Source organism: Sinomicrobium oceani (assembly GCF_900119185.1).
Taxonomy (GTDB): Bacteria; Bacteroidota; Bacteroidia; order Flavobacteriales; family Flavobacteriaceae; genus Sinomicrobium; species Sinomicrobium oceani.
On the sequence record NZ_FPJE01000005.1, the window covers coordinates 142651 to 156121 of the forward strand.

A 13471-nucleotide genomic window follows, 5' to 3' on the forward strand; every position below is an offset into this window, starting at 1 on the left:
TAACTCTCTATTAAAATCTTTCTTACGCTGCGGGGAGGTCTCCTTTTTCCTTAACCGGAAGGGAAGACGATCCCATAAGGAATTTATCTACATGATGTGCAGCTTCCCTGCCTTCGGATATCGCCCATACGATAAGAGACTGCCCTCTTCGCATATCTCCGGCTACGAAGACATTCGGCACATTGGTCTGGTAATTATTACCTTTTATATTAGTTCTGAAATCCGTGGCAAGACCCAGTTGGTCTACCAGTGTATTTTCAGGTCCTGCAAATCCGAGTGCCAGCAAGGCAAGGTCGCAGGGCCACTCTTTTTCCGTACCTTCTACTTCCTTCAGTTGCGGGCGTCCCCCGGGAACTTTCACCCATTCCACTTCTATGGTCTTAAGGGCTTTGAGATTACCCTCCGCATCTTTTATAAATTCTTTGGTAGCGATACTCCAGTTACGCTCACAACCTTCTTCGTGCGAAGAACTGTTTTTCAGCGTAAACGGCCAGAAAGGCCATGGGTTTTCGGCGGACCTTTCCTTGGAAGGCATAGGAAGTATCTCGAAATTGGTAACGGATGCAGCCCCGTGACGGTTTGAAGTCCCTACACAATCAGATCCCGTATCTCCTCCACCGATAACGATAACGTGTTTTCCTTCTGCATAAAGTGCTTCTACGGGTTTCTCCAATCCATCCACCACTTCATTATTTCGCTTCAGAAATTCCATAGCCTGCACGACACCTTTGGCATCTGCTCCGGGAATAGGCAATCCTCTCCTTGAAGTAGCCCCTCCGCAAAGCACTATAGCATCGAATTCCTTCAACTTCTCCGCATCATAATTAACGCCTACATGAACCCCCGTACTGAATGTTATCCCCTCTTCTTCGAGAACCTCGACCCTTCGGTCTATGATATGTTTCTCGAGTTTAAAATCGGGAATTCCATAACGCAGTAATCCACCTACTTTTTTATCTCTTTCAAAAACAGTGACCATGTGTCCTGCCCTGTTTAACTGCTGAGCAGCAGCCAGCCCTGCCGGACCGGAGCCGATAACAGCTACTGTTTTACCTGTGCGTTCCTGAGGTGGTTCGGGTTTGATCCAGCCTTCTTTAAAGCCACGCTCCACAATGTATTTTTCGATGAGTTCTATAGACACCGGGGGATTGATAATCCCGAGAACACATGCGGATTCACAGGGTGCCGGGCACAATCTTCCGGTGAATTCCGGGAAATTATTGGTGGAATGCAATATATTAAGTGCTTTAACCCAGTTGTTCCTGTATACAGCGTCATTGAAATCGGGGATCAGGTTACCCAGCGGACATCCGCTGTGGCAGAACGGAATCCCGCAATCCATACATCGTGCTCCCTGCTCATTGAGTTCGCTTTCGGTAAGGTCTACGGTAAACTCTTCGTAATTCTGTACCCTTTTTTTAACTTCTATATAATCTTCTACTTTTCTGTCGTATTCTAAAAAGCCTTTTAGTTTTCCCATGGTCGTTGTCTTTTTTTGCCCTTACTTGTTTAACTTCGATCAGCCGTTTACATTGGCCATTAATGCTTCACTGTCCAATGCCTTTTCCCTGGCGAGTCTTTCAAGCGCTTTCTTGTATTCTACAGGCATCACTTTGATAAACTTGCCCTGTTGCGCCTGCCAGTCTTCCAGAAGTCTCTTTGCCAGAGGACTTTCGGTATAGGCATAATGGTTTTCCACTAATTGCCTTACCTCGGTCAGGTCATCGGCAGAGGGCTCTTCCAGCCCGACCATTTCCATGTTGAAACTGTGCTCTTCTATATCGTTGGAACCATTGTATATATAGGCTATACCTCCACTCATTCCGGCAGCGAAGTTCCTGCCTATTTTTCCGAGAATAACTGCTGTTCCTCCGGTCATGTATTCGCAACCGTGATCTCCGATACCTTCCACTACGGCTTTTGCTCCCGAGTTCCTTACGCAGAAACGTTCTCCCGCAATGCCATTGATATAAGCTTCCCCGGTTATGGCTCCATACAAGGCCACATTACCGATAATAATGTTTTCTTCGGGTTTGAATGTCGCTTTCTCCGGCACACGAACTACCAGTTTACCTCCGGAAAGTCCTTTCCCGAAATAGTCGTTGGTATTACCGTTTACTACCATGGTGAGTCCATGTGTAGCGAATGCTCCGAAACTCTGTCCGGCCGACCCGGTAAACTTCAAAGTTAAAGTGTCTTCAGGCAATCCCTCGGCCCCGTGTATCTTGGAGATCTCATTACTCAGTATAGCTCCCGTAGTACGGTTCGTATTATTTATAATGAAGCATTGCTCCATTTTTTCTTTTCTGTAGACCGCTGGGTGTGCTTTGCTCAGAATATCAAAATCCAGTACGTTTTCCAGTTCGTGATCCTGTTTTTTGGTATTGTATAATGCTACATGATCTCCTACCTGAGGTTTGTACAATATTTTGGAGAAGTCAAGTCCCTGTGCCTTGTAATGCTCTACAGCACTATTCATATCGAGTTTCTCGCTCTTACCGACCATTTCATTAATACTTCGGAAACCGAGATCCGCCATGATCTGGCGAAGTTCCTGAGCCACGAAATACATAAAATTGATCACGTGTTCCGGGGTCCCTTTAAAGTTTTTACGCAATTCGGGGTCCTGCGTAGCAATACCTACCGGACAGGTGTTCAGATGGCAGGCTCTCATCATAATACAGCCGGAAGCAACCAGCGGTGCGGTAGCAAAACCAAATTCTTCGGCCCCCAGTAAACAGGCGATAGCCACATCGCGACCGGTTTTCAATTGTCCGTCACACTCCAGAACGATCCTGTTTCTCAAATCGTTGAGTACCAGAGTTTGTTGTGCTTCAGCAATACCAAGTTCCCATGGAAGCCCCGCATGCCTTAATGAAGTAAGTGGTGAAGCCCCCGTACCTCCGTCATATCCCGAAACAAGGATAACATCGGCTTTGGCTTTGGCCACACCCGCAGCAATAGTACCGACTCCTACTTCCGACACCAGTTTTACATTCACCCTGGCTTCCCGGTTGGCATTCTTGAGATCGTAAATAAGTTGCGCCAGGTCTTCGATAGAATAGATGTCGTGATGCGGGGGCGGGGAAATCAGACCTACATACGGGGTCGAGTTCCTTACTTTGGCTACCCAAGGGTATACTTTTGGCCCCGGTAATTGCCCTCCTTCTCCGGGTTTTGCACCCTGGGCCATTTTTATCTGTATCTCCTTGGCATTGGATAAATAGTTTATAGACACTCCGAACCTTCCCGAAGCAACCTGCTTTATCGCACTGTTCTTCCAGGTTCCGTTCATATCTTTATGAAACCTTTGCGGATCTTCTCCTCCTTCTCCGGAGTTACTTTTCCCCCCTATACGGTTCATCGCAACAGCAAGGTTCTCGTGAGCTTCCTGACTGATAGATCCGAAAGACATCGCTCCGGTTTTAAACCTTTTTACAATTTCTGTCCAGGGTTCTACCTCTTCCAGCGGAATAGGATTCAGGTTTCTGAACTTGAACATTCCACGAAGTGTCATCAGACGCTCGCTCTGCTCATTGATAATATCCGAGTATTCCTTAAAACTTTCGTATTTGTTATTCCGTACCGCCTGTTGAAGTTTTGCAACGGAAGCAGGATTGAACATGTGGCGCTCCCCGTTCCTTCTCCATCGGTAATCTCCTCCTATATCCAGGCTGAGATCAGCGGCTATTTTTTCTTTTTCAAACGCTTTGTCGTAACGCTTGCGTATTTCTTTCTCTATTTCGTAAAGACCTATACCTTCTACCCGTGTTGCCGTATTACAGAAGTATTTATCGACAAACTTCTTATTGAGCCCAAGGGCTTCGAATATCTGTGATCCTCTGTATGAGTGCAGCGTAGAAATTCCGATCTTGTTCATGATCTTCACTATTCCCTTACCTATGGCTTTGTTAAAGTTCTTAACCGCTTTCTCTGCACTTTCGGCCACGATATCCTCATTGGCCACAAGTTCTGCGATGATCTCATTGACCATATACGGGTTAATGGCACTGGCCCCGTAACCGAAAAGCATTGCAAAATGATGTGGTTCTCTCGGTTCCGCAGATTCTACGATAATTCCTACGGAAGACCTTTTTCCCAGTTTTTTCAGGGAGTGATGTACAAAAGAACAGACGAGTATCGCCGGGATAGGCGCATAGCCTTTTTCTATATTCCTGTCGGAAAGAATGATCACATTTGCCCCTTCGCGAATAGCGACATCTATTTCGGAAATGATGGCTTCTAATCTTGATTCCAACCCGTTCAGCCCTTTCTCTACATCGTATAGTGCGGATATCGAACTGGCTTTAAAATCCGGATGTTCTATATATTTTATTTTGTCGAGGTCTTCGTTGGAAATCACCGGGTTCTGTATACGAAGCTTTTTGGCCTGCTCCGGAACCACATCAAATATATTGCGGTCACCTCCTATAGACAAACTGATATCGGTGACGATCTCTTCCCGTATTCCATCGAGCGGTGGGTTGGTAACCTGCGCAAAAAGTTGCTTAAAGTAGTTGTATAGCAGTTGTGGTTTTTCGGAAAGTACGGCCAGGGGCGTATCAAACCCCATAGATCCGATAGCTTCTTTACCTTCGGTTGCCATCGGGGTAATGATGGTCTTGATATCTTCCAGCGTATACCCGAAAAGTTTTTGCCGGGTATGAATATCTTCTTTCTCGACCGGGGTTTTATTTCCGGTATAAGGAATACTCGCAAGCGGCAGCAGGTTATCATTCAGCCACTGACGGTAAGGTCGCTGCGACGTGATTTCCTTTTTCACCTCTTCATCTCCAATGATACGTCCTTCATTCATGTCTACCAGAAACATACGTCCGGGTTCCAGACGGCCGTGATACTCTACATTTTCCGGTTTTATATCAATAACCCCGGTTTCGGAAGACATCACCACATAACCGTCTTTGGTCACCGTGTATCGCGAAGGCCTCAGTCCGTTTCTATCGAGCAGTGCACCGATATAATTTCCGTCGGTAAACGGTATGGAAGCAGGTCCGTCCCAGGGCTCCATAATACAGGCATTGTATTCATAAAACGCCTTTTTGGTATCATCCATCGACTGATGTTTCTCCCAGGCTTCCGGCACCATCATCATCATAGCTTCCGGCAATGATCTCCCGGTTTGCAACAGTAGTTCCAGTACCATATCCATAGATGCGGAATCGGATTTTCCTTCCAGGACGATCGGAGGAATATTTTTCAGGTCATCCCCGAAAATCTCGCTTTTAAAAAGCTCTTCCCTTGCCTTCATGCGGCTGAGATTTCCTTTGAGGGTATTGATCTCACCATTGTGACACATATAACGGAAAGGCTGGGCAAGATCCCAGGTAGGGAAGGTATTGGTAGAGAACCTTTGGTGTACCAGAGCGAGCTTGGTAACTACATCGGGCTCGTTAAGATCTTTATAGTACCTGTTAATATCCTGAGGCATTAACAATCCTTTATATATAATAGTTGTTGTCGAAAGGCTTGCGAAGTAAAAATAATCGGCTTCGGAAAAATTGGACTGAAGAACCTGGTGTTCCGCAATCTTCCGGGCCGCATATAGCTTGGCATTGAATTCGCTCTCGGAAAGCTCCTGCCCGTTTTTGCCTACGAATACCTGCATTACGGTAGGTTCTGACTCTGCGGCAATGGTTCCTATACAACCGTGATCGACGGGAACTTTTCTCCAGCCTATGATATTCAACCCCTGCTTTGCTATATTATCTTCGAATATCCTGGTACATACCTTGACCTGGTTAGGCGATTTGGGTAAGAAGAGCATTCCTACGGCATACTCCTTGGATTCAGGAATTTCAAAACTACACGCTTTCTTGAAAAAATCATGGGGTATTTCGATCAATATACCTGCACCATCTCCTGTTTTACCATCCGCACTAACAGCTCCCCTGTGTTCCAGCCGGATCAGGATATCAAGGGCCTTATGAATAATATCATTGGTCCTTTTCCCTTTGAGGTTACAAATAAAACCTGCTCCACAATTGTCATGTTCAAACTCCGGGGAATAAAGTCCTTGCTGTTTAAGTTTCATATCTTCTGAGTGATTGGTGTTACAAAATCATCAACGAAATTAACACATATACATAAATATATGCATACGAATATAAAATTGACACAAATTAATTGGAGTTTCTTAAAATATCATTGACGATAATCTAAAAACATTACTGTAAACAGAAGAAATTACAGATATGCTATTTCAGACCCCATTTTAAACACCACCCCTCAAAAAAACACCACTTACCACTCCTTAAAACAAAATAAAACCCAACACCCCCTATAAATAAAAAATAAAATCCCCTAAAAAACACACTAAAAACACAACAACCCCTCAACAAAACGAGGTTACTAAAAATAAAAAGGGAGAAAAGCGATGATTAATCACCTGCTTTTCTCCATAGGATTCACTATCCACTTGAATGGATCCTTCTTTATTATTAAATCTCAAAAGTCGTATTATCTCACCAATATATGATAAAAATACTACTTCTCTGTGACTTATTGCCAACCTCCTCCCAGGCTCCGGTACAATTCGATATTGGCAAGTAGTATTTGCATTTTGATATCGATAAGTCCGAGTTCACTATCCAGCGCATCACTTTGTGCGGTGATAACTTCCAGGTAATTGGCAAAACCACTTCTGAAGAGAAGTGCGGCATCCGTAACTCCTCTCTGGGTCGTATTCAAACGTTCTTTTGTAAGTACATATTCTTCTTCGAGTTTGTCGAGTGTGATCATGGCATCGGAAACTTCTCTTACCGCATCAATGATCTTCTCTTTAAAATCGAGCTGAGCCATTTGCCGCCTTGCCAGGGCTTTCTTGTAATTAGTCTTCAGTTTTCGCTGTTGAAATATGGGCTGGAAAATAGCCCCGTTAATCAAGGCAAACAGGGATTCGGCCGGGGTGGAAAACAATCTATTAGACTGATAGGAATCGAGCCCCATACTGGCATCGATGGTCAGGGTCGGGTATTTCAGAGCCTGTGCTATCCCTACCTCAGCGTTACTCGCTATCAGCTCGTATTCCGAAGCCGCAACATCGGGTCGGTTTTGCAACAACTCCATAGGCACTCCCGTATTGTAATTTCCATTAAATGCAGCGTTGTCCAGATGTCCCCGGATTTCAATGGGTTGCGGCTCCCTTCCCAACAGGGCATTCAACCTGTTTTCCTGAAGTGCATATTCTCTTTCTATCTGTGGTATCAGGGCTTCAAATCTCAGCTTTTGGGATTTGGTTTGACGTACCGCCAGTGAAGTAGCCTCTCCGGCATCGTATTGCAGTTCTACGATTTTTAATGTATTCTCATTGAGACTGAGGTTTCTTTTGGCCACGGCCAGTTCCGATTTTAGTCTAAGCAATTCGTAATATGTAGAAGCTACTTCTGCAACGAGTGCAGTTTGTACGGCCTTCTTGAATTCCTCATTTTGCATATAGGCCGCACGGGCAGCATCTTTTTTCCATCGAAGCTTTCCCCAAAGCCCTATCTCCCAACTGGTACTAACCCCTATATTATAAGACAGCCGCTCTGTGTACAGGCTTCTCGGCGGATTTTCTCCGTGAATTCTACGCCCGCGGTTAGAGCCGTAGTTATTGTGATAAAAACCCCGGTAATCCCTGGTATATCCGGGCCCACCTCCCAGCGAAGGATAAAAATTGGCTCGTGCCTGTAACAAATCCTGCCGGCTCATTTCGAGGACCTGAACTGCTCTTTGCATATCCAGGTTATTAATCAGTGCCGTATCAATCAGAGAAACCAGATCATAATCCCCGAAAAATTCTATCCATTTCATACGTGCCATAGGAATGCTATCCAGACTATCGGTGGCAATACTATCCAACCTGCTCAAACTTCCGTGATATTCTTCCGGGAGCACATCAAAATCGGGCCTTTCATACGGGTCTCCTACCTTACATCCTGTTACAGCTGCCAGGAGGAAAACAACAACACCTAATCTTTTTATATTTTTCGAAAACATGTATTTTATTGTTTTTATCGTCAATTAGTTTTTCAGGAACTACTACACTACGGGCTTATATTATTCGTCATCCTTAATCCTTAATCTCCATCTTAAACCTGTCCTGCAGCTGCTGGAAGATATAAGCGAGTACTGGAATGAAAATGATACCGAGGAAAATACCGAATATCATCCCTCCTGCAGTACCTATACTTACGGACCTTGTACCCTGTGCGGATGAACCTACCGAAAACATCAGTGGCACTAATCCGGCCGTAAAGGCAAAAGAGGTCATCATAATCGGGCGTATACGCAGGGCACAGGCCTCTATGACCGCATCGCTCACCTGCAATCCGGCCCTTCTTTTCTGGGCGACAAATTCCACAATAAGAATAGCGTTTTTGGCAAGCAACCCGATAAGCATGATCACACCGATCTGTACATAAATATTATTATCAACCCCTGCCAGATTAATGGCTGCAAATACCCCGAGAATACCTGCGGGAAGGGAAAGGATCACCGCCATAGGCAACCAGAAACTTTCGTACTGCGCAGACAGGATAAAGTAAATCAATACAATACTCACTATAAATACCAGAATAGTATCGGATCCGGACTTTCGTTCCTCCAGGCTCATCCCCGTCCACTCGAAACCAAGGTTAGCAGGCAGTTTTTCCTCACTCAATTCTTCTATGGCACCCATCACATCCCCGGTACTGTATCCTTTGGCAGGAGAGATGTTGATCCGCGCAGCGTTATAGAGGTTATACCGGAACACGGTTTCCGGTCCGAATGTCTGTTCCAATCGTACGAAAGCACTTAAGGGCACCATCTCACCTTTATCGTTTTTAACCATAATAGAATTGATGGCTTCCGGAGTCTCTCTGTATTGCACATCAGATTGCATATACACCATATACTGACGGGTAAAACGGTTGAAATCCCCTACCCTTGTACGTCCGAAGTTCGATTGCAGGGTAAACATCATCTCTTTTACACTCACTCCCAACGCTTTGGCTTTATCATAATCAATTTCAATACGCAACTGGGGGAAATTGGTGTTAAAAGAGGTAAACGCCTTCTCAATCTCCTTACGGTCTGTAAGTTCACGGATAAATTCATTGATCAGCAGGCCGAATTCTCCCATATCACCGTCGCTCATATCCTGGAGTACGATCTGCACCCCGTCGAAATCACCAAATCCCTGAACGGTAGGCCTCGGATACATATTTACCTTAGCCTCGCTAACCACTCCCATTTTTTCGGTAAGGCTCCGTATTACTTCTTCTATATCACTTATTTTACCACGATCTGCAATATCCTTGAGCATCACATATCCCAAACCTGTGGAGGAGCTTTCGGACCCGTCTACGATATTGTATCCGGAAACCGTGTTAACACTGGCTACGGCTTCTTCCTGCTGTAATATGGAATCCATCTCTTTGAGCACTTCACTGGTGCGGTGCAGGGAAGAACCCTCGGGCATGGTAAGGGCAAAGATCAGGAAGTTATCGTCTTCCGTAGGCACAAATCCCTTGGGCGTACGGCCAGACAGGAAGACAGTCAGCAAAGCTACCACGAGCAATGCTCCCATAGTCCACCATTTATGTACCAAGGACCATTTGACTATACTCAGGTACTTGGCCGTAAATTTATCGAAAAGCGAATCGAATTTCTTCAACCCCTTATCTCTTACTTTTTTGGCTTTTTGTAATTTCCTGGAATTACTGATACGTTGCATCAGTGTGGACTTCCCTGTATTCTTTTCTTCCTTTTCTCCGTTTTTCAGGATCAGTGCACTTAGTACAGGTACGAGGGTAAGTGCGTTTATCGCAGATATGAGTACCGCAAAAATAATGGTATAGGCAAATTCCTTGTAGAATACCCCTACCGGTCCTTCGAGAAACCCTACGGGCAGGAATACTGCAGCGATCACAATAGTAATGGAAATAATGGCTCCGGTAATTTCATCCATAGCAGCATTTACAGCCTGCTTAACCCCCATACCGTGATCTTCCATTTTTTCGTAAATGGCCTCGATGACCACAATGGCATCATCCACCACAATACCGATAGCCAGTACTATAGAGAGCATACTCAAGACATTCATGGTAGCCCCGATAAACTGCAGGAAGAAAAAGGTACCAACCAGTGAGACCGGAATTGAGATAGCCGTAATAATGGTGGCCCGAAAATCCTGCAAAAAGATAAACACTACGAGAAACACCAGGATAAAGGCTTCCACCAAGGTTTTTTTCACGTGATGCATGGATTCGTCGATCTGATCCCGGACACTATAAGAAATACTGTAATCCATACCTTCGGGAAAGGCCTGCGCCTGTTTTTCCAGAACTGCACGTACACCTTCGTCGATCTCCACGGCATTTGCTCCCTGTTGCTGTACGATATCGATAGTCACGGCCGATTTGCCGTTCAGTTTATTGTCACTGGCATAGTTTGTTGCTCCGAATTCCAGTCGCGCCACATCTTTAAGATGCAACTGCGTTCCGTCCTTTTCTGTTTTTATAACCAGGTTTTCATATTGCTCCGGCTCACTAAAACGTCCGTCGTGTTTTAATACGATCTCAAATACCTCATCGGAATTTTCTCCGAACTTCCCCGGCGCTCCTTCAAAACTCTGATCTCTTACCTGGTTGTAGACATCACGGGGAGTGAGCCCGTACACAGCGAGTTTTTCCGGATTGATCCATATCCTCATGGCATAATCCCGGGAACGTAATATGGAGGCCTCTGCGATACCGCTTACTCTTTTGAGCTCCCGCCGGATCTTCATACGGGTATAGGCATTCAGGAAAGTCTCATCATACGTACCGTCCTCACTGTATATATTGATGGTCATCAATGTCCCCTTCAACCTTTTGAGCACTACAATACCTGCTTCCACTACCTCCGGAGGAATCTGTTCCATAACCTGTGAAATACGGTTCTGGACTTCTACGGCTGCCGTGTTCGGGTCTGTTCCCGGCTCGAAATATACGGTAGAACGCCCTCTACCGGAGCTGGTAGCGGTGGAGTTGATATAACTCATATTTTCCGCCCCGTTGATCGCCTCTTCCAGCGGCACCAATACGGATTTGGCCACAGTTTCGGCGTTAGCACCCGGATAATACACCTGCACACTCACACTCGGCGGAGCGATCTCCGGAAAACGTTCAACGGGAAGTTTTAAGATACTCGCGGCCCCGGCCAGTACAAGGAGTATGGATATCACCATGGCCAGTACTGGCCTTTTAAGAATCTTTTTAATCATTATTACCTTGTGGGTTTGTTATTTTAAGATTATGGTTTTCCGGCCTGTTTGTTACAGGATATCAGGAAAGCACAGATTACGGGATGCACAGAAGAAAAAATGCGGGAATTATTCCAGATCATTCCTGGACAACAACCTTCCCTGCTGAATGGGTTTCACCTTGACCCCTTCGGTGAGCTTATCCAGACCGGAAATTACCAGACGATCTCCCGGAACAAGGCTTCCGCGCTTGATGATATACTCTTTACCGGACCTGCCTTCGATCTCAATCTCTTTTCGTTCGACGGTATTGTCCTGCCTGAGGGTATATACAAATTTCTTATCCTGAACCGATGTAGCTGCCCCCTGAGGGATAAGCACTGCCTTAGGATAAATCTGCTCCATTAATATCTTACCGGTATTCCCGGATCTCAACAACGTATCGGGATTCTGGAATTTTGCACGAAGTGTTATCGAGCCTGTAGAGCGGTTAATCTGTCCTGAAGTGGCATCTATAACTCCGGCTCTGTCGTATATCGATCCGTCTGCAAGCACAAGTTTTACATCCGAACTCATGCGGCGGGAAGTGGAATCCTTTTTCATCCTTTCGTAATAAAGGTAATCGGATTCACTCATGGAAAAGTACACATATACATCATTAACATTGGAAAGTACGGTTAATGGCTCACTATCGGTCTGTTTCACCACATTACCCACAGATTTGGGAAATCGTCCTACGAACCCGCTTACCGGCGCCTTGATCGTAGTAAACTCCATTTTAATACGCATGTTTGCCGCCATGGCTTCCGCACGATCCAGTGAGGACTTGGCCACCTCGTAATCTGCCTGGGCTGTTTTTTGCTGTACATCAGAGATCACCTCATTATCAATGAGAGGTTGCAGACGATCGAGCTCTGTCTTGGCTTTTCTGAGTTTCGCTTTCTCCAGTTGCACATTAGCCTGTGCATTTTTTAAATCTTCAAGATAGGGCTGCTGATTTATCTTGAACATGGGTTGCCCCTTTTCTACGAAGTCCCCCTCATCCACATAGATCTCTTCCAGGATCCCATCGACCTGAGGACGGATATCTACATCCTCCACCCCCTCCACAGATCCGAGATAATGTGTTTTTGCCGAAGCCGATTCTTCTTCCAGTGTAATTACGGGAAGCGGGATTCCTTCGTCTTCCTTTTCCTTTTCTTTGCACCCTGTAACGAAAAGCGTGAGCAGAAGCATTACAAATGCAGAAAATCCGGTGTTTACCAATAAGGTGTTAGTATTCTTTTTCATTTTAATGTATATGAGTATAAGGCTATTTCAGGCTCATCTAAAACACAAGATAAGTGCCATACCACACCTACCCTTTAACATATTAATAAAATATACTGAAAAACAACAATTTACGAAAAATCCTATTCATAGGAAAATTTTATACGGTGTATAAATACTGGGAAACGATCGGAAATACATGGGTAATTTTTACACATTTTCAAGTCCTGGAGCACTTATTCCTCATTAAGGGAAACCACATTCAACACCGTAACAGACAGAATATATTTGCCTGCTCCGGTATAAAAACACTTCGGCAAGGCCTCATCATTTTCCTGTTATAAAGATAAAAACAATTTTTTCTTTTCAGCACGTGAACATCGTTTATAATTACAACGAAACAAAAGGCAGGAGGTAGCTACGGAAAAATTGACAACACATCTGCTTGAAAATTTAAAAATCAACAAAATACTGTATATTTTTTACACGAATTCACAATAAATACACATAAAACTACACACTTCCGGATACTCAGCATAAGCCCAAAAATAATTAAAACAATGAATATCAATGAATTAAAAAACAAACACCTCTGACTTCCGGTCATGGCATTAAATTTTCAATGTAATAATCACAAACAAAGTTTAACCTATAAATCTTAATAGTCATGAAAAAGTTAGTTTTAGCCGCAGCATTGGTTTTTGGAGGATTTGCAACCCAGGCAGCAACAATCATAGATTCTAATGAAAATGTTGTCATTGCAGTTAACCAGGAAGAATTTACTGAAATATCCGCTGATGAGGTTCCCTCTGCTATTACCGAGGCTTTAGAAAGAGATTATGCCGGAGCTTCTATAGATAAGGCATATAAGAACGAAGCAAAAGAGTACAAACTGGAGATTTCCATGGGTGAACAATCCGGAGTACTTTATGCCAACGAAAACGGTGAGTGGATACAAAAATAAGAAGTATCCCA

At 44.6% G+C, this 13471-nt stretch carries 6 protein-coding genes; 1 reads left to right on the top strand and 5 read right to left on the bottom strand.

The genetic code is table 11. The features are described from left to right. Window positions 1-22 precede the first annotated feature (22 nt). The 5 genes from BT112_RS06115 to BT112_RS06135 form a co-directional block, all read right to left on the bottom strand. A complete protein-coding gene (locus tag BT112_RS06115) occupies window positions 23-1480 on the bottom strand; it encodes a glutamate synthase subunit beta (RefSeq protein WP_072316474.1) in 1458 nt (485 codons plus the stop codon). Between the two features lie 39 nt (window positions 1481-1519). After that, a complete protein-coding gene (gene gltB / locus BT112_RS06120) occupies window positions 1520-6052 on the bottom strand; it encodes a glutamate synthase large subunit (RefSeq protein WP_072316475.1) in 4533 nt (1510 codons plus the stop codon). 467 nt (window positions 6053-6519) lie between these two features. Continuing rightward, window positions 6520-7998: an efflux transporter outer membrane subunit gene (locus BT112_RS06125; RefSeq protein WP_072316476.1), complete on the bottom strand. Its 1479-nt coding sequence runs from the start codon at window positions 7996-7998 to the stop codon at window positions 6520-6522. A 73-nt stretch (window positions 7999-8071) separates the two neighbouring features. Next, window positions 8072-11248, bottom strand: coding sequence for an efflux RND transporter permease subunit (locus BT112_RS06130; RefSeq protein ID WP_072316477.1), 3177 nt, complete (start codon window positions 11246-11248; stop codon window positions 8072-8074). A 108-nt stretch (window positions 11249-11356) separates the two neighbouring features. After that, complete coding sequence (locus BT112_RS06135; RefSeq protein ID WP_072316478.1) at window positions 11357-12517, bottom strand: efflux RND transporter periplasmic adaptor subunit; 1161 nt, start codon at window positions 12515-12517, stop codon at window positions 11357-11359. A 646-nt stretch (window positions 12518-13163) separates the two neighbouring features. Between BT112_RS06135 and BT112_RS06140 the strand changes: the two genes are divergently transcribed. Continuing rightward, a complete protein-coding gene (locus tag BT112_RS06140) occupies window positions 13164-13460 on the top strand; it encodes a hypothetical protein (RefSeq protein WP_072316479.1) in 297 nt (98 codons plus the stop codon). Window positions 13461-13471 lie beyond the last annotated feature (11 nt).